Consider the following 17,894-nt stretch of genomic DNA (forward strand, 5'->3'; position numbering starts at 1 on the left):
CTTTATCGCAGGATGCGCGCCTCGCTCTTCGACAGCTCGCGTTCCTTGAAATCGATGTCGATCATCCACCCGCCTCGCTCCAATTGCTCGGGCCGGCTCTCAAATGCTTCCCGCAACTGCAAGCCTCCCAGTTCGAACGACTCTTCCGACATCCACTCGATGTGACAGTCTATCAAACGCCCCTCCGGAAAGGTGGAAATCTGGTGCCTGCGCAGCTCGGCGCAAGTGGTGTGCCGCTGTAGCACATTTGAGTAGTCGTCGGCCACAGCCAGCAACCCACGCGAGCCACTGCTCTCGCGCGCAAGTTTTTTCGGCAGCGCTACTCCCGATCGATATAGTTCCTTGATACGGAATCCGACGGCGTGCTCCGGCACGAAAAGCTTACACACCCAGGTCTGGGCGACCTCGCGGGCGTGGCCAGACTCATCCCTCGTTGCCTCAATGCCGCTCAGCACCAGATTCCACCCCTGTGCCCGCACCAGCTTGGGCCTGGCAAGCTGCGCCAGAATGCGCGGCGCGCCTATCGTCTGCAGGCGCGCCACTTTTGACGGGCGTCGATTCCCCTCCAGCGTGACTTCGACCACCAGCAGTTCCAATAGCATGGCGCCCTCGACTACCGGCGCGGGCGCTCCCAGCGCCGCCCCGCCCTCTCGCCGTCGCTTCGCCCATACCTTCATCACGAACTCCAAAAAATACTGTACATATATACAGTATATTGGCGAAAATGAACAACGAGAAGTCGAAATTTGTAACTAGAAGAGCCCGCCCTGCTCCACAGGCGTAACTGGCGCAGGCGCATTCGCACGGGTTCGCGGCTGCATCGGATCGGGCTGCGCAACGAGCAGCTCTGCAGGATACTGCCGATAAACGTCCTCCTCCGACACCAGCGAGCCGTCCAGCCAGCCCTGGTACTGGTCCGGGTCGAGGATCATCACCATGCGCTTTTCATCGTCGGGTTTGTGGAAGCGCTGCATCAGCAGGTGCCCGTCGGCGTTGATCGTCAGCATCGAAAACGACAGCAGCTGATCTGCCGGCCGGTATTCCCAAATGCCGGCAATGGCCACAGGGCCGCCGTCGGCGCGCTCGATGCGCCAGCGCACAGGCTTGCCGGTTTCGTAGTTGGGTTCGAAGAAGTTGGCCGCCGGGATAATGCAGAACTGCTTGCGCTTCCAGGCACTGCGGAAGGATGGCTTGCTGGCCACCGTCTCGGTGCGGGCGTTGTACGTCTGGCGGGCCAGCTTGTGGTCGGCCCAATGGGGCACCATGCCGAACATGGCGGGAGCGATCTCCAGCTCGCCATGCGCTTCATAGGAGGCACGCAGGATGGGCGCCATGTAGCCTGGCCAGGCCTCGGGCGGCAAGTCGAGTTCGGGCGGTCGAATACCGAAGCGGTCTTCGATCTGCTCTTTGCGGCTGGGGGTGTAGTCGGCGCACATACATTTACCTTTTCACAAACAAGAAAATTGAGTATGCAAGATTTTCTCAATGACAACCATGCAGCTAAACCATCATTTCTTATGAATGCTAGCTAGTGCTCTATTTTCTTAAGCATTATCACGCTACACCATCTTGTACAGAGCCGCTCGAGCCCACGAGGACTCAAATGAAATTCCCTAACTTTTAAAGTACAGAGTAAAGAAATTTATAATGCAAAAATAAAAACCAAAGATCGCCAACACATATGGAAGCATCACATCCACAAATGCCTTCCCCAACGGATGCATTTTACGCAAGGCTTTCACCACAACAATTATCTTATTAAAAAAATTAAACTTGAAATCAAATTTATTATTAAAAGTACTTTTATGATTATTTGATTTTATCATATAGCAAGTTGTAAATATAACAGAACCGCCAGACAATTTAAATCCTGTGCTTTCCGTAAAATCACAACCGCCAAAATTTAAAAATTTGCAATTTTCATCATTGTCAAATCCCAATGTCCCGGATATATCCAGAGCATTTTTAACAAGATTAATATCAAAATAGCGCACCACATTTTTCTTTGCAAATCTCGACAAATCTTTATTGAGACTTGATAAGATCGTTTCTCTCACATGTATACGAAACTCTTTCCACAATTTCTTTCTATCCGCCACAGCTTCATCGCTATGAAAAAATCTCAGAAAAACATATAATAATACAAAAATAATAGAAATCCAGGCCCTTGATAAATTTATATCTCTAAGATCAAACCCGAGACCTCCCTTATCAGAAAATTTCGGCCTTAAAAAAGTATAAATCATTATCGAAACACATAACACAACCAGATTTCTCCGAAGCTTATCAGCCGAATCTTCCAAGGCAACTCCTACAATCCAAAGATTAAAATTAAAATATATTTACATTGACATTTTCCCCTAAAAAATAAAATTAAGTCAAGTACATCCAAAAAAATAATCGCCTATAGTCCCCCTCATATTTCCAACCATGCGGCTAATCCCGCGCCAGCGCCAGCACGATCTCGCCGTCCTAGCCACTGGCGCCTGATTGTAGAACTACTTAGAATAGGCCAGCTGGCTCTGCATCCCGATCCCAACTGTAAATAATCAGCTCCCTACGCTCCACCGCCTTACCTCCACCGCCGACGTTGTACTGGATGCCGGTCGTGTCCATCTGGAAGCGCGCGAACACACGCCGGATGTCGGGATGGTCATTCAAGCTCAAGATGGCCTTGCCTTTCAGCCGGGCCATCAACTCGGCCATCTTCTCGTACTGGGCGAACTCAAATTCCACGCCATACCCAGCCATCTCCCAGTATGGTGGGTCCAGGTAAAACAACGTGTGCGGCCGGTCGTAACGCTCCATGCACTTATACCAGTCCAGGTTCTCGATGTAAGCGCCAGACAAGCGCAGGTGCGCGGCCGACAAGTTCTCCTCGATGCGTAGCAGGTTGAGCGGCGGCGCGGTGGTGGCAGTGCCCCAGCTCTGCCCGTCGACCTTACCGCCGAAGGCATGCTGCTGCAGATAGAAGAAGCGCGCCGCGCGCTGCAGATCCGTCAGGGTATGCGGTGGCGTGTCCTGCAGCCACTTAAACACCTCACGGCTCGACAGCGCCCACTTGAACTGGCGCACGAATTCCTCCAGGTGATTTTTTACGACGCGGTAAAGGTTGATCAGCTCACCGTTCACGTCGTTCAGCACCTCGACTTCGGCCGGCGGCCGCATGAAGTACAGGGCGGCGCCGCCGGCGAAAACCTCGACGTAGCAAGTGTGCGGCGGAAATTGCGGGATGATACGGTCGGCCAAGCGTCGTTTGCCGCCGATCCAGGGGATGATGGGTAGTGCCAAAATGTGTACCTCCTAGTGATAAAGTCGAATTCCTCCCATGAGGCAATCCAAGCCTACTCGCCAGGTACCGGCTGATTGCCGCTGTTAGCGCAGCGACAATCAGCCATCCTTTCTATGGCGCCATGCCATTTTCACGCACGAAACTATGGCATGCGCGGCCTGTCGCAGCCACTTCCTCTGTCTGCAGGATCAAGGCTTGAATATCTCGCGCCACCGCGTCAGGAAGTAGCCAGCTGGCGGGATCGGTTGTAGCGCCTCCTTCGGCGCCACTGCCACCGGCCGGGGCGGCAGGTCCACCACTTGCACAGAAGGCGGGCTTGCGCATGCGCTCAGCAGCAGCAAGACGAGCGCGAACATGGTTGATTTCGTCATCGTAGACTTTCTTGATGGCCAGCGCGGTGGCGGCCTGTTGTCGGGCTTGCGCCAGATTCTCGGCGGCGCGCTGCGCCACCGCCTTCGTTTCCGCTGCCGCGCGGGTCTTCCTGTCGGCATCCCACAGCGCCTGCACTGCAGCCCTCCCCTGGGCGTTGCCCTGCGCGCGCTGGTGCAGCATGCCGACGCCGGCGAGCAGGCACACCAGCATAGCGCCGTAAAGCCAGCCAGGCACCACGCTCGCCAGCTTGGCCAGCGCGATCACACCAGCACCTTGCGTGCTTCTCGATACAAAGCCAGGCGCTCGGCCAGGCCGTTCACGCCGCCATTGATGCGGCGCGTCACTCGCTCCTGGTCGCCAGCATCGGCCAAGGCATTCAGGCCGCGCGTCTGCCAGAACCAGCCGGCCGAACGGCAGGCGTTGACGGTCTGCTCGAGCAGCTCAGGCTGGGCCAGCAGATCCAGGCCCAGCGCCTTGCCGCAGGCGGCGTAGTTCGCGCGGCCCGTCACCTGCAGCAGGCCACGCCCACGGAAGCGCACGCCGTCGCCACGTTGCGTGTTGCCCAGGTCGGCGCGCCCCTCGTAGGCCTGGCCGCTGGCCAGCTCACGCACATAGCGCAGCTGACCAGACTCGTGCCCGACCTGAGACAGGAACGAGGCCTGGCGCGCCGGCGTCGTGATCCCGAATTCCACCATGGCCGCGTTCAGCGGCGCCAGGAAGGCAGCCGCGCGCAGGCGAGCCAGCGGCATGATGGACAGCAGCTGTTCCAGCGTAATGGCGCTCACAGGCCACCCCGCACGTCCTTGACAGTGGCGGCCATGTCGCGCGCCAACTCACCGATGTCCTTGTCGCGGCGCTTGTCGAACCAGCGCACCGTGGCGCCCAGCACCCACCAGGCGGGCAAGCCAGCAGCGACCATGAGCGGCGCGGCGATGAACAGGAAGCCCAGCGCCGGGTCGCTGCCGTACAGCACGGCGACGGCGCGCGCGCTGTCGAACAGGCCCGGCATCCAGTTGCGCACGACCACGACCAGGGCTGGGCCCATCAGGGCGGAAAAGAGAATGGTGACGAAGAAGCGCACGCCCGCTTCCTTGGCTGTTTTTGGCCACATGAACATGAATCCCAGTGAGGTTGCAGCAGCGCCGGCCAAGACCGGGATGCCAAAAATTTTGATCAGTGCGCCGCCGGCGGCGGTCGTTTCGATGGCCATGTAGTGCCTTTCAGGTGGTGGAAATGAAAAAACCCGCCGAAGCGGGTTTGTGGTGAATGCGTTTTTTTGCTACACGACCTTGACCATCACATAGGCCCTGCCGTCCGGTTCAATCGAGATAACACGCCCGACGGCCTCCAGATACTGCGAATGCGTGAGGTCTGCCTTGTGGATGGGAATACCCTTGATGCCGGCACCGTCCTGGACCGGCACGATGTAGTCGCCCGGCTGGGCGCCCAGCACGTTCACCGGCACGCGGCCGGCGATGGCGATGCGGTCGACCTTCTGGCGCTCGACTTCCAGAGCCGCGTCGAAGGCGGCCATTGACTCGGCATCCTGCAACAGGGCAAGTTCATGTGCGGCCAGCGCAGCTGCGAAGGCAGCCTGTTTTTCGGCCCATGCCTCATCGCTGTCGCCGGGCTCGGTTACCACGTCCTCATATTCCGGTGGATTGGTGCCGGGCACTTGCTGCTGCATGGCCACATCGGCGCGACGCAGGGGCTGGGTCGGCGTTGGCCCTGCCTGGGGCGACGGGCGCGACCCGATGACGCTTGCCCAGGAGTCGCCACCAACGAACGAGGGCGCGGTCGATTTGATCGAAAACAGGACGGCATCGGCCCACTTGTCAGTTATTTCATTATCAGCAGTGATGCCAATCAGCGCTCCCGGAGAAACAATACCGCAACCCAGGCACTTACGAGTGTACTCAGCATAGTCGTTGCCCGATGCATTGAGCGTACCCTCGGCCATAGCACTACGCCCCGTAGTACTATTAGAACCAACGTACAATACCGCACGTTGACCGCCCCAATTTTGGGTTCCCGCAGACGCCAACACCACCAGACTTGGATTCTGCCCATCACGCCCAACATATAAAATCTCATCACCTTGCGCAGCACCTCGGCAGATATTGTGACGCAACACAGAGGTATCTGTACTACCTGCTTTTAAGAGTTGAAGATAGACTAGGCCATTCCCGCCAAACCTTGCTATGTCCGCTGAGGTCGTGTTGGAGTTTTTGTCGTAAGCCCGAAGGATATACCGGTAGCCTTCTTTGCCTGGCAAGGCTCCGTTTCCACCGGACACGTACCAACCGATACTGCCAGCCGAGTAGGTGCCGACCAGTCCGCCGATGCCCGAAGAAATGACGCTGTTCACACTGCCTGCTGCAGAGCCAACTGGGCAGTTCAAAATATAAGACCCGCCCGTCGTCCAGTCACCAATAAATAAGCCGTTGTTGATCTGCACTGCGTTTTGCGTGCCTGAATACAGGCCGGCTGAGGAAATCCCTCGAATGCGTGGCGGATATACAGCAGCGTTGCCTGAGTCATAGACCAGTGTTCCAGCGGGCATCGCGGTCGCTGAGGCAGGCTGCGCGTAAGTGGTTGCGTTATAGCCTAGAAGGCTAAACGAAGCCGCCCCAAAAGTGCCAGCCCGGAAGTTCAAGTACACCTCAAACGTCCCATTTACCAGCTGGAACACCTGTATTCTGGCGTTGATCGGGACTACTCCATTAAAGGTCGAGTCATAGTAAAACCCGCCTCGAACGCCCAGCATGAGCACGAAAGGGGAGCTGGCATTTGCCGCCCAGCCATCATTCAACACCCCATCAATACGCAGATGCTGCGCATTGCTGCTGCCATCCGCAGCAAATGTGGCAATCCGATACCAGAGGCCAGTCGGCGGATTTTGTCCGAGATAGGCATAACCATATTTGCTGGTTATGCCCACCGTCACCGGAAATGATGTTGTAATTGGAATGCTGGGGTCCAACCATGCGGGCGTCATATAGCCATTCGGGCCACCAAGCGGCGACATACCCACGGCTGGCGCATACGACGCCACCACGGCGCCGCGTCCGGCCAGCTCATTCAGGCGCCGGATCACATCCTTTTGACCATAGTAAAAAAAGTCGGCCATTACAGTTCCTCGATTTCGATGTTGGTGGCGTATGCCTGGTAATACGGGGTAGTGATGGCGGAATTGCTGGCGAGGCGGCCATACACCTGGTGCGCCTGCTCGAGCTCGCCATCGTCGCTGTCCGGATACAGGCTGACCAGTACAGGGAGCGTCAGGCCATTGCCCCGCACAATGCGCCACAGCTCGGCCCGGTCCAGCGGCGTCATATGCTCGAGCGCGAGCGACAGCTTGCGATACATCGCGCCTCGCTCGACAGTCTGGCTGCCGGCGCCGGTGCGGTTCTGGGTGCTGGTATCGAATGACGTGACGCCAGCACCGTAGGAGGCGTTTTGCTCCGGACTCCAGTAGGGACCGACCACCAGGCGCGCGGCCTCGATATAGCCCGCCGGATTGTCTGGGTCCGCCAGGTCAATGACCAGTTTCTTGATGCTGACCATCGGGAGCCAGCAGCGCGCATACGTGCCGCCGCCATAGCTGAAGGCGTTCACGCCCAGCGGCAGCGCGCCCCAGTCCCACATGCCCAGCCGGGCGTACTCGCACGCTGGCACGGCGCCGGTATCGAAATCGGGCACAGCATCCCCTGGCTCGACGTAGCCGCGCACGCGAATCGTCGCCGTCGGCGTCAGGTTACAGAATGGCAGCGCCACGCAGCCGGCGATCTCGGGCGAGGGCCAGGTGGCGGTGATGGTCAGGGCCAGGCCGAGCGAGCGATGCACGTCGTACTTGTCGTCGAGCTGCAGGTTGGCCGGGCCCAGCTCTCCGGTTTGGCTCGATGCGGTCAGCGCGGCCCGATCGGCGGCGTTGTCGTAGACGATGCGAAGGTTGGCCATCAAAGCTCCTGCAGGACACGAATAGGCCAAGCCACAGCGGCGACCTGCCCTATCGTGGTGGCGGCCTCCAGCTCGCCGCGCAACGCCTGGCCCTGGTCGATGACGGCTTGCACGTGCGCGCCGGCCGCCGCGCCCAGTGCCATCGTTTCGGCGGCATCGAGCTCGCGTGTCGTGTTATCGGCCAATACCCATGTCACCTTGTACGGCGTGGCGGCAGAGACCGCCATCATGGCCAGCATGGCGGCGCCGGTGATGCGCGAGATCGACACCGGGTCGCTGTCGAACACGCTGCCATCGAACGCCATACCGCCAGCGAGCGCCGCATCGCGCGCCACCTTGATCTGGTCCCACTGGCGCAATTTCATCGCCTCCAGACCTTGCGCCTGGTCCGCCGTGATCACGCCGCCCGCAAAGATGCTATCCGCAGCACCGGTAAGCCAGGCCTCAGCCGAGGCCAACAATGGCGCGGCACATGCCGTCGCTGGCACCAGGACAGGAGTGGTGTAAATCGGCCCGGTGCCGGCAAGATACGCTGTTTCGTTCGGATAGCTCAGCACCGACAGCATGGCAATCGATTTGACAAAATCGACCTCCAGGCGCCGGGCCACGTGAAATTCGCCAACAGCATGGTTGGGCAAGGTAATGGATTTAAGAATAGGCATGATAACTTTCAGGCAAGGCCACTTGCATCGATGAGAATGGCGGAGATTTGTCGGATGGTGTCGACCGCAGAAGCGCCGCCGTCTTCACGCCGCCAGCGGTTCTGGAAAATATTGCGTTGAACAGTGCCGGCCACCAGCTGCCAGCCGCGCGCTTGGTTCCTGATGATGTAAAAGGCGCCGTCCCGAACAGAGGTCACGTTGTAATCCATCGGCGTGCCCACGATGGCAGGTATCGCCACGCCTGAAGGCATGTCCCAGGACAATGATCCCGCCGCGATATTGAGACGCGCACGGTATGTCAGCGGCTGCCGTGTGAGATCGGCGCAAACACTGGTGTCGTCGCCATACAAGGCTGCGGTGAAACCGGGCACCAGCACCGGGGCGCCGAACACATACACCTCGGTCACCTCCTGGATATCAAAGCCATTGGCATCGAAAGCGCCGTTTCCCTTGTGCACGTTGATGGTCCAAGTGTTGCCGGATTTGCTGATATTGCGCAGCGCCGTGGTGCCGTTCGCCTTAACCGGCAGGGCGACGATAATATCGCCGGCCCAATCGATGGTATAGACGCTCTGCCCTGGGGTTTTCGTGATGGTGCCGCCCCCGGCCTGCGCCACCCCAAACAGTTGCGCACGCCCGATGTAGCCGTAGGTGATGCCGCGATCGGAGATCACCAGCTCATCGGTGTCATTGACGATTTGAACAAAGGACATTAATACACCTCCACGGCAAACCGCCTGGTCGTGCTGGCAACGGATACGGTGACGCGTGGATAGCCCAGTGCCGTATCGGCCACGACGCCCATCGTGCCCGCTTCAACCCACAGCAATAAAGGCACGATTTCGACCGAGCGGCCGGCAAAAATGGGATAGGTCAACACTGCAGTTTCGGTGCTGGCATATTGGCGGACGTCGGCAATGATGCCGCCGGCAACGGTCCGGGAATCCCAGTTCTTGGTGCCGTTATCGTTGAAAAGCTGCAGCGCCGCCATCATGCGTCACCCATTTTCAGCTTCAATGTATTGGCGGAATTGAAAAATGAGAAACCTGAACTAGTAATGTCATACCCGGCGCCGGTGCCAGTGGCAGCGCGCGCTGGACTGCGGATCAGGCTAAAAGTGCCTGTTGCTGCAGCCAGCGTGCCATTAAAAGTCGCCAGACCTGCTACCACGTTGAATCCGGGAGCATAAACATCGCCGTTAGACCCAACACTAAAATATTGGCCGTTCTGCGGGTTCCCTATAAACAGTCCGTCAGCGCTGAGGTGATATCCAACGCCAAAGTTGCCGGTGGCCGGCCAGCCAGGTGCTTTTGTGGGATAGCCGGCGCCTCCGTGCAGCGTCGTACCGTACAAATCGCCTGCTGTCACATTGCCCAGGTTCGCGTTTATTGCCGCCAGGTTATCCACTGACAACGCTTTGGCCGCCACAGATCCATCCACCAGCAGATTGCCGTTCAGTACCGTACCCAGGGCCAGCCAAGCCCCATTATCAAAATACTTCGTCACCGCATGCGTCGCGTCGTACAGCGTGACCACGTCGCGGTTGATCGGCGCGCCGTAGCCGGCGTGGCCCAGCTCATAGACGGCCGAGGCATCCGACCAGGTGGAATAGCCCGGCGCCGTCACGGTGACTGTGCCACGCTGGCCAGCCGCGCCGTCGGCAGCCAGGCGTGCAGCGGCGGCCCATTCGCCGGGCGCGATGTCGTCGGTCGCGGTGCGCGAAGCGGCCGTGGCGCCGGAGGTGAACAGATAAGCGCCGCCGGCTGTTGGCACCTGCGTCGACCAGCCATTGTTCAGGCCCGTGAGCGCGCCCGTGGCAAAGGTGAACGTGCATGCCGCGCTCGGCAGCGCCGGCGCGATGTTGGTGGCACCGCGCTGGTAGATGCGCACGGGCGCCACGTTCAATCCGTCGGCACCGTCCTTGGCCAACTGCACCGCCCCCGCCCACTCATTGGCGGCGATGCTGTCCGTGGCATTGCGCGAACTGGCGGCGGCCACGCGCACGTACAGCGGCGCCGTGCCGGCCGGGATATTCTTCGACCAGCCATTGGCCAGGTCATTGCCGGCCGGCGTCGTGATACTGGCCGTGGCAAAGGTGAAGATCACGTCACCCGGCGAATCACCTGGCGCGGCATCAGCGCGCTTGTAGGCGAAGGCCTGGCCCGTATTCAGCCCGGACAGGCCCGTCTCACCGGCGACGCCGTCGAAGACCTTGCTGATCATGTAGTTGGCGACGTAATCGACGCCGAATTCACGGATGGTGGCTTGCACCAGGGCTGTATCCGTGGTCATGCTGGCAAAATTGACCGTGGCAACATTCCCGTTGACGGTGATCTGCGTGCCGGCGGATACCGAAAACACGATATCGCCCACCACGTTCACTGGCTTGGCGGTAATGGCAATCGAGCCTGGCGCACCGGCGCCGGCACTGTTCACGCGAAATACCGGCGTGCTGCCAGCCAGCAGGATCGCCTTGCCGTCGGCCGTCGTGCTGAAGCGCTCCCCCGAGGCCTGCAGCAGCGTATCGCGCGCACCACCGATGGCCGTCATACCAGCACCCCCACCGTCACGCGCCCGGCCAGCCATTGGTGTGACAGCAGCACCACCACACCAGGCACGCCGTCCCGCAGGCCGAAACGATCATCGCGCAGCACCACGGGCTGCCCCAGTTCCAACATCATCATCTCAGGCTCCCCATCAAATTCGTAAATCGTGCGCTGCACCTTGTTCAGGGCCAAGCGCCGTGCCGCTTCCGCTTGCGCGTCCGCGTTCGTTTTGAGGCAGGTTTCAATCTGCGGCGGGTCGTCCGTCAGCCGGTACCGCGCTTTTACCGCAGCATCGACAGCCGTTTCCGTCAGCCACTCCGTCGCGTACAGCTCGGCGTGCGCGGCCGGGATGCTGGTGGTCAGACTGGCCTGCACCGTGTAGTTGCGGTCGAATGCGATTTTGACGGCCGCCACGACCGGCAGGCGCTGCACGACGTGCAACGAGCCCACCCGCATTTTCTCGGGGCCGATTGGTACCGGCACGCCGGCGGCCGGCAGCGCGATCTGCACGAGGCGCAGTTGGCCGGTGCGCGACATGAGCGCCTGGGCGCCCACGCTGGCCGCCAGCTGCTGGATGGCCTGCGCCTGGTTCGTCCGGTCCGCAACGTACAGGCCCACCAACTGCGGGTGTGCGGCATCGAAGGCGGCCAGGTTGGCCAGGTCGAGGTCCGCCAAGGTGAAGCGATCCGCTGCCTTGCCATACGCGGTGGCAATGCGCTGCACCAGCGGCGCGATGCGCGGCGCGTAGCCGCCGCCCTTGTCGCCCTGCACGCTGACAGTGATCGCCGCCGAATACGGCGGAGTGGTCAGGTTGAAGCGCCCGGCCTGGTCGTTGAGCGCGACGGCAATCGGCTTGCCGTTGGTGCGCACCTCGAAGCTCGACTCGACGGCGCCCAGGAAGCCATATTCCATGGTGACCGGATCGGTCAGCAGCGGCGTGACGTTGTGGCATTCACCGAACGGGATCGGCAGGGTCGCGTCCTTGTTTGGCGAGGTGCCGCCCAGCTTGGCCTCGGCAATCGGCGTATCCAGGCGCTGCAGCTTGTCGCGCAGGGACAGGTTGAGCGTTTCCCGGCGCGAGCTGCCGATGTCAGCAATGATGCCGTCAAACACCAGGCGAAAGTCGCTGCGCGGCCAGCGCGGATCGCCGGCCAAAGCCTTGACCGGACGATTGCGCCACACGTCGCCGAGCCAGCTGTCGAGCTTGCCGTCAGCGTTGGCCAGCTCGATATCGCCGCCAGACAGTCCGGCCTCACCGGTCAGGCTGACCTGTTCGGTGAAGGCCAAGCCGCCAGTGGCCAGCGGAAGATACACGGTGTTGGCCGGCACATCCGTTGGGCCCGTGACATACGGCCGCGAGGCAATATAACGTGTGACCTCGCTGCCACCCACATTCACTTGCGCCTCGATCAGTACCATGTGGATGGCTCGCGGACTTCTCAGCCACGCCAAAAATTGCGCATCGGTCATTCGGAATACTCCACTTGTTTCGCCCAGGCGGATGCCTTGGCGGATTTGTCGATGCCGGCGACGACCGTTTTGGCCGCATGGTCGTTCGATTCGACGGTAGCCTGCATGACGGCGCCGGTTTGCTTGGCCTGATCGGCGCGCAACCCTTTGACCTCTTCCCGCAGGCCCTTGATCTCGGCTACCAGGGCATCGGTGTTGCCACCGCCCTGGCTCGGCGCGCCACCGAAGTAACGGCGCATGGCCGCTGCCGCTGGTGCGTCGACCACCACTTCACCGCGGTGCAGCTCGGCCGCGTAGCCGTCAAACGGCACATTGGCCAGCCCGCCGGCATGGGAGCCGTCGAACTGCACACCCAGGCCGTTCGCCGTGCCCATCGCCGCATGCAGGTTGGCAATGGCTTGCGCCACCGTCAGCACGCTGTCGTTGATGGTGATCAGGCCCGACACCTGGGCCTTGAGGGCATCCAGGCTGGCCTGCTGCACGTCGACCTGCGCCGAGGCCCATTTCAGCGCCTCGTTGTTGGCCGCCACCACGCGGGCGTAATCTGCCGCGTAGCGAGCATCCGAGGCGTTGACCACCTGGGAGGCCGTCAGGAAAGCCTGCTCGGCAGCCGACAGGCCGGACTGCGCCGTCGCGTCGCCGGCATTGGCCGCCGCTAGGGTTTTCTCGAACTGGGCGCGCGCCTCGGCGTATTTCTGCTCCGGCGTCAGGGTGGACTGGTTGCCCAAGGCCATGCTGGCGTTCAAGCCGTTGAGCGTGGTCACCCACGACTTCGACTTGTCCAGCGCCGTCTTGGCCGCTGCCGCCTCGGTGTCGTAGGCCTTGGCCAGCGCATCCTTGGCGGTAATGACTGCCTTGGCCGCCTGGATCTGGTCGAACAGCGCACGATTGACGGCAGCCAGGCTGGAGCGCTGGATAGCCAGCAGTTCCGTTTCGCTTTTCGTCAGCTCGTTCAGCTGCTTTTGCAAGTCCTTGCGTTCGCTGTCGATCTCGCTCGCCGTCTTCGCCACCACGCCGAATTCGTCACCGTAGCGCGTCAGCTCGATGAATGCCTGCGAAACCGCCATCATCGAGGTGTAGGTTTTCTGGCCAGCTTCCGTAGTCAGATCCTGCGCCAAGGCCAATTTTTTGAACTCTTCTACAGTCGTAATCTCCGTGCCCTTGTTCAATGGGGTCAGCACGGTATTCACGCTCTTGCGCAGGGTGTCGGCCTTTTCTTTGTCCGTGAAGAAATTCTCCAGGAAGAAAGCGCCTTGGGACGTGAATTTATCCAGCCCGCCCGACATCTTGAGCAGTTCCTCCCTGGCAGCGATCGAGGAAATCCCTACCGCACCGAAGGTCTTGTTAAACGACCCCAGCACGGCGTCGATGGTGGCGTAGTCGTTGGCGACACGAACTAGGGTTTCAAGGTATCCCTCGCCGACGGCCCGGAAGGATTGCAGCCCCGCGACACCGGCCTCCGCCATCTTGTCACCCATTTTCGAAAACGCAGTTTCCAGGGCCTTCTGTTGCTGCTCCGCGTTCAAGTCTTTGAAACTAATTTTGCCGAGATCGACAACAAATGCATTCAACCGCATTTTGAACGCATCGCCTCCTGTTCCAAGAGCGTCGGCAGCGGACGTGATCGTGTCGCGCATACCAAGGACAATTTTCGTAAATTGATCGTCCACCTCCGCGCCCAGTGCTGTAACAGGGCTGCTGTACTTATCCTTGCGGAAAAGGCCGCCATCTTTCTTGATATCGGTGAACTGACCCACTGACAAACCGCTTCTCTCAACCTGGCCCAAGGTTGCCTTGCCCGCCGTGATGCCGGTATCAAGCGCAGTCACCTTGCCACCGAATATGCCATTGACCACGCTGTTGCTGATCTTGGACAGGAAGCCACCGGTCAGCTTGTCGACAATCGCAGTCAACGGGAACGTGGAAAGTGTTTTCGCGCTGAAATCTGCCAAGCCGCTATTCGTTGCAGGGTCGAGCTTGTTCGTCACACCCGGCGTTTGCGCCAGCAGCCCGCCCAGTCCGCCAATGCCAGACTCGATGTTGCGCAGCGCGCTGAGCATGCCACTGCTGATCGCCAGATCACGAAAGGTGTTATCAGCGATGAGCGATAGTGATTTAGCAATCGATTCGGATTTCGCCGTGGGATCGCCCAGCACCGTGCCGGTGCCGTTGGCGGCCTGGCGTTGCTCGGAAGCGCTCGCGCTTCCGCCACCACCCAGGCCACCAACAACTTTCGCCCCGACGGCCACCACGGCAGCCAACGTAGCGGCGCCGGCAACCAGGTTCATAGGAAACGGTAACGATGCGATGGCTTTGACCACTGCGGTCACAGCCCAAGCGGAGGCCTGCATACCGGCATTGGCCACTGAATTTAACGTCGACCCTGTCTCCACGGTCGTTTCTGTTGCTTTCGACGCGATGAACAAACCTGTAAACGCTGTAAGTAAGCCGCTTTTCATCAGATTACTTTCGATGGCCATCGCCATTTCGTAAGCACGAAATGCTCTTTCTGCAGTTTCCATCACCTTGTAACCGGTGCTGTTTTCCTTGAAGAAGCCCTTGGCGGCGCTGGCCATGTCGCCATAAGACTTGATCTGCGCTTGCGCGCCCTGCTGGGCTGCTGTGGCTTGAGCCTTGGCGATCTTGGTCGGATCACCATGCGCGTCCCTGGTAGAGGCGGCCAATTGTGCAGTGATGGCCTGCTGCTGCACGGCATAGCCAGACAATGCCGTCGTCAGTCCGCCGATGGCAGTGCCGACAGCGCCGAACGAGGCCGTCATGCCTTGCGCTGCCGACTTAGTTGCAGTGTCGACAGCTGTCAGGATGTCCAGCAGCTCCTTGGCCTTGGCCACGTCGCCGCCCTGCTCTTGCGTCGAAGCCTTCCCTTGCACAATGCCAAGGCGGTTCAACGCGTCAATCTTGCGATTGATACCTTCAATGACCTTCTCATTGCCCTCGAAACTAGCAAGGGCAGCCTTTTGCTCTTGAAGGTCTGCGACAGCCATTGCGGTCTTTTGCGCTGGCAACAAGTTGTATGCCCGAATTTGCTCCTCAACGGCCGCGACCTGGGCATTAATAGCCGCGATTTCCTTGTTTGTTGCATCTGATGCGGCGGTTGCGATCGCCGCCTGGCGCAGGCGCTCCTCTTCGTCCCGACTGAAACTCGCGTCGAAGAAGGCCTTTTCGGCAGCATCGCGTTTGCCCAGGATCTCGTTCAACTCCTTCTGATGCTTGGCGGCCTCAACCTTGGTCGCATTATGGTGGCCTTGCAGCGCGCTGATTTGGAGGTCGTATGCATCCACTTCAGCCTCATAAGTTTTAAGGGCGTAGCTGCGCTTGTTCTCATATGCCTGCTGGACCGACAATTCACCACCCTTCAGATACATATCATCGAGCCGACCGAGCGCGTCGTAGTGCGCCTTTGCAGTCGCAGCTTCTTTCGCGTACTGCTTGATTTGATCGGCAAGCTCGGTGTTTTCGACCTGGTCAGATTTCGGCTTGGCCTGATCGGTATGTGCTTTTTTCCGAGCAGCAATACCAGCGGCAATCGCGTCAGGGGTAATAAGAGGTGAATTTGGGTCGGCAGCTCGAATGGCATCAATATTCGACTGGTATGCATCCAAGGCGACCGCAAGCTCACCCATCCCCTTCTTCTGCAGGCGGATATCTTCCGCATGGATCATCGCAGCAGCATGAACAGCACGCGAATTCTTGGTCGCGACTTCACCCTGGGCAAGCGCGACAGCGTCGGCCTTGTTCAATTTATCCACCGCGTCCGTCAGACCAAGAACAATCTGCGTGCGGGCGGCCTGAAGTTCAGGCGTAATTGCATCAGGTGCCCGCCCCAAGCGCAGATTACTATCGGCCAGCCCCTTATCAAATTCCGACAGACGAAAACTGTATTTTTTTACATCGGCCGCTGGCGTGGCCTTGGCGCCGTAGCTTCCGATGGCATCCATAGCGCCGCCGATTGCTTCCTTTACGCCATGCCAGGCGCGCGCCACACCACCAAGGTTGGCAATCATCTGGTCTGCACCATCCTTGGTCGCCTTTGCGAAAGCCGCTGTAGCGACGGCAGACGCACCTTTTGCATCGCCGTCTTTTTCCAAGGCGCGGATTGCCTCATAGACGGAAAGCGTCAAAAAGTGATAGGTATCATCCAGTTTGACGGTTGCGCGGGTAATCACCTCGGTGGCGCGATTGGTGCTGCCTGTCGACTGAACCGCCAGGGACTCGAACTCCTTAATGGTCTTTTTGACGGATTCGCCCGTCGCAGTCTCCAACGCAATGACAGCATCGGTGATGTATGCGATCTGGTCGCCCGTGAACTTGCCAGTGCCGGCCAATTCCGTTACAACCTTCTTCGCCTCGCCAATACTCCCGTGCACCGCAGTCGCGGCATGCGCCAGTTCATTCAGCTTGTCGCTGGTAACTCCTGCGTAGTTGTTGGTCGAGATCAGGGCATTGTTCATTTCTCGCTGCGTGCTGGCGCCTTTGATCATTGCGTACGCCACCGTGCCCAGCGCGGCTGCAAAGCCCAGCACGGCCAGGCCAGTACTACTGAACAGCAAGCCTGCGGCGCCAGTTTGCTCGCCCAATACCATCATCGAACCGCCGAAACGGCTGAATTGCCCTTGACTCAATTCGTGGGCGAGCACGAGCAACTCACGTTTTGCGCTGGCGGACTGGAAGCTAAAGCCCTCCATGTGCCCGCCGGCTTTCTTGGCGCCCTCGCCAGTTTCGGCCAACTTGTTGATCAGTGGCGCCGCCGCATCGGAAACGCCCAGCTGAGCGGCGCGGTATGCTTGCAGCTGCTGGGTCGTCATGCCCAGCGTGGCTACCTGGTCGTGGAGGTTTTTAATAAAGCGGTCGCCAGCCTGGGCGGCCCGATCCTGGGCTCCGGCGGCATCGCGAGCAGCCCGCTCCTCGCGGTGCATGGCATCAATGCTATTGCCCAATGCCGCAGCCTTGATTTGAGCCGCGCTGCCCAAGCCCAACTCGGCCGCGCGATAGCGCTCCAGCTCGCCGCGCGCCATTCCAAAGGTATCAATCTCGCGCTGCAGGGATACAAGCAGGGAATGGTTGGACTCTTCCAGGGTGCGCGCAGCATCGGCGGCCTGCCGCATGATACGAGCAGTATCGTTCATGGCACCGTTGTAATCAGCCTGCTTCTTCCAGGTGCGTTCGGCGGAGTTGCCGAGACTATCAATTCCATTGGCGGCGGCTTCGCTGCTACGCCAGACACCCATCGATGCGCCCATGAACCCATTAAGCGTGTTGCTGCCACCAAGGAAGACAGTGCGAATACGGGTGGTGGTGACGCCCATTGCGTCAATAGAAGCCGTCGCTGCATCAACCTTTTGCACCACGCGTGCACCGGCATCGCCGACGGCATCGACGGCCGCCGCGCCTTCGGCAGTTTTCCCCTTGGCGTCAGCGCTCGCCTTCCCAAGCTTATCAATGGCCGACGTCGCGCTGTCGACCTTCTTCTCGACACTCTCACTGGCGACGCCGAGGCGGTCCATTGCCTGGGCGCCCTGCTCCAGCTGACGGGTATCAATAGAAAGACCAAGCTCGGCGATATCAGGCATT

Annotated in this window: 15 protein-coding genes; all 15 read right to left on the minus strand. The window is 59.8% G+C overall.

Annotation, left to right across the window (positions count from 1 at the left end; all coding sequences use genetic code 11):
- Window positions 1–2: 2 nt before the first annotated feature.
- The 15 genes from OPV09_RS17350 to OPV09_RS17420 all read right to left on the minus strand — a co-directional run bounded on the left by OPV09_RS17350 (window position 3) and on the right by OPV09_RS17420 (window position 17,893).
- Window positions 3–677, minus strand: a complete 675-nt coding sequence (locus OPV09_RS17350; protein WP_338678898.1) for a hypothetical protein — start codon at window positions 675–677, stop codon at window positions 3–5.
- A gap of 75 nt (window positions 678–752) precedes the next feature.
- Window positions 753–1,436, minus strand: coding sequence for an SOS response-associated peptidase (locus OPV09_RS17355; protein ID WP_338678899.1), 684 nt, complete (start codon window positions 1,434–1,436; stop codon window positions 753–755).
- 177 nt (window positions 1,437–1,613) lie between these two features.
- A complete protein-coding gene (locus OPV09_RS17360; RefSeq protein ID WP_338678900.1) occupies window positions 1,614–2,303 on the minus strand; it encodes a hypothetical protein in 690 nt (229 codons plus the stop codon).
- A 199-nt stretch (window positions 2,304–2,502) separates the two neighbouring features.
- Entirely contained in the window at window positions 2,503–3,291 is a 789-nt protein-coding gene (locus OPV09_RS17365) for a DNA adenine methylase (RefSeq protein ID WP_338678901.1), read from the minus strand.
- A 112-nt stretch (window positions 3,292–3,403) separates the two neighbouring features.
- Window positions 3,404–3,928, minus strand: coding sequence for a hypothetical protein (locus tag OPV09_RS17370; protein ID WP_338678902.1), 525 nt, complete (start codon window positions 3,926–3,928; stop codon window positions 3,404–3,406).
- A complete protein-coding gene (locus tag OPV09_RS17375) occupies window positions 3,925–4,449 on the minus strand; it encodes a glycoside hydrolase family 19 protein (RefSeq protein ID WP_338678903.1) in 525 nt (174 codons plus the stop codon). Before OPV09_RS17375 ends, OPV09_RS17370 begins: the two co-directional genes overlap by 4 nt.
- A complete protein-coding gene (locus OPV09_RS17380; RefSeq protein WP_223278734.1) occupies window positions 4,446–4,775 on the minus strand; it encodes a hypothetical protein in 330 nt (109 codons plus the stop codon). Before OPV09_RS17380 ends, OPV09_RS17375 begins: the two co-directional genes overlap by 4 nt.
- Before the next feature lie 168 nt (window positions 4,776–4,943).
- A complete protein-coding gene (locus tag OPV09_RS17385; protein ID WP_338678904.1) occupies window positions 4,944–6,794 on the minus strand; it encodes a hypothetical protein in 1,851 nt (616 codons plus the stop codon).
- A complete protein-coding gene (locus OPV09_RS17390) occupies window positions 6,794–7,624 on the minus strand; it encodes a hypothetical protein (RefSeq protein WP_338678905.1) in 831 nt (276 codons plus the stop codon). Before OPV09_RS17390 ends, OPV09_RS17385 begins: the two co-directional genes overlap by 1 nt.
- Window positions 7,624–8,286, minus strand: a complete 663-nt coding sequence (locus tag OPV09_RS17395; protein ID WP_338678906.1) for a DUF4376 domain-containing protein — start codon at window positions 8,284–8,286, stop codon at window positions 7,624–7,626. The genes OPV09_RS17390 and OPV09_RS17395 overlap by 1 nt, the downstream gene beginning before the upstream one ends.
- 8 nt (window positions 8,287–8,294) lie before the next feature.
- Window positions 8,295–8,999 carry a hypothetical protein gene (locus OPV09_RS17400; RefSeq protein WP_338678907.1) on the minus strand — a complete coding sequence of 235 codons (705 nt, stop codon included), beginning with the start codon at window positions 8,997–8,999 and terminating at the stop codon, window positions 8,295–8,297.
- Window positions 8,999–9,280 carry a hypothetical protein gene (locus tag OPV09_RS17405; protein ID WP_338678908.1) on the minus strand — a complete coding sequence of 94 codons (282 nt, stop codon included), beginning with the start codon at window positions 9,278–9,280 and terminating at the stop codon, window positions 8,999–9,001. Before OPV09_RS17405 ends, OPV09_RS17400 begins: the two co-directional genes overlap by 1 nt.
- Window positions 9,277–10,836, minus strand: coding sequence for a hypothetical protein (locus tag OPV09_RS17410; protein ID WP_338678909.1), 1,560 nt, complete (start codon window positions 10,834–10,836; stop codon window positions 9,277–9,279). The genes OPV09_RS17405 and OPV09_RS17410 overlap by 4 nt, the downstream gene beginning before the upstream one ends.
- Window positions 10,833–12,302, minus strand: a complete 1,470-nt coding sequence (locus OPV09_RS17415) for a hypothetical protein (RefSeq protein ID WP_338678910.1) — start codon at window positions 12,300–12,302, stop codon at window positions 10,833–10,835. The genes OPV09_RS17410 and OPV09_RS17415 overlap by 4 nt, the downstream gene beginning before the upstream one ends.
- A complete protein-coding gene (locus OPV09_RS17420; RefSeq protein WP_338678911.1) occupies window positions 12,299–17,893 on the minus strand; it encodes a phage tail length tape measure family protein in 5,595 nt (1,864 codons plus the stop codon). Before OPV09_RS17420 ends, OPV09_RS17415 begins: the two co-directional genes overlap by 4 nt.
- Window position 17,894 lies beyond the last annotated feature (1 nt).

It is taken from the genome of Janthinobacterium sp. TB1-E2, from assembly GCF_036885605.1.
GTDB lineage: Bacteria > Pseudomonadota > Gammaproteobacteria > Burkholderiales > Burkholderiaceae_D > Janthinobacterium > Janthinobacterium aestuarii.

Bases quoted from the DNA above. Each gene is read 5' to 3' on its own strand.
- OPV09_RS17405 (WP_338678908.1), bottom strand. From the start codon at position 9,280: ATGATGGCGGCGCTGCAGCTTTTCAACGATAACGGCACCAAGAACTGG.
- OPV09_RS17390 (WP_338678905.1), bottom strand. From the start codon at position 7,624: ATGGCCAACCTTCGCATCGTCTACGACAACGCCGCCGATCGGGCCGCG.
- OPV09_RS17385 (WP_338678904.1), bottom strand. From the start codon at position 6,794: ATGGCCGACTTTTTTTACTATGGTCAAAAGGATGTGATCCGGCGCCTG.
- OPV09_RS17350 (WP_338678898.1), bottom strand. From the start codon at position 677: ATGAAGGTATGGGCGAAGCGACGGCGAGAGGGCGGGGCGGCGCTGGGA.
- OPV09_RS17380 (WP_223278734.1), bottom strand. From the start codon at position 4,775: ATGTGGCCAAAAACAGCCAAGGAAGCGGGCGTGCGCTTCTTCGTCACC.
- OPV09_RS17400 (WP_338678907.1), bottom strand. From the start codon at position 8,999: ATGTCCTTTGTTCAAATCGTCAATGACACCGATGAGCTGGTGATCTCC.
- OPV09_RS17395 (WP_338678906.1), bottom strand. From the start codon at position 8,286: ATGCCTATTCTTAAATCCATTACCTTGCCCAACCATGCTGTTGGCGAA.
- OPV09_RS17415 (WP_338678910.1), bottom strand. From the start codon at position 12,302: ATGACCGATGCGCAATTTTTGGCGTGGCTGAGAAGTCCGCGAGCCATC.
- OPV09_RS17410 (WP_338678909.1), bottom strand. From the start codon at position 10,836: ATGACGGCCATCGGTGGTGCGCGCGATACGCTGCTGCAGGCCTCGGGG.
- OPV09_RS17420 (WP_338678911.1), bottom strand. From the start codon at position 17,893: ATGCCTGATATCGCCGAGCTTGGTCTTTCTATTGATACCCGTCAGCTG.
- OPV09_RS17355 (WP_338678899.1), bottom strand. From the start codon at position 1,436: ATGTGCGCCGACTACACCCCCAGCCGCAAAGAGCAGATCGAAGACCGC.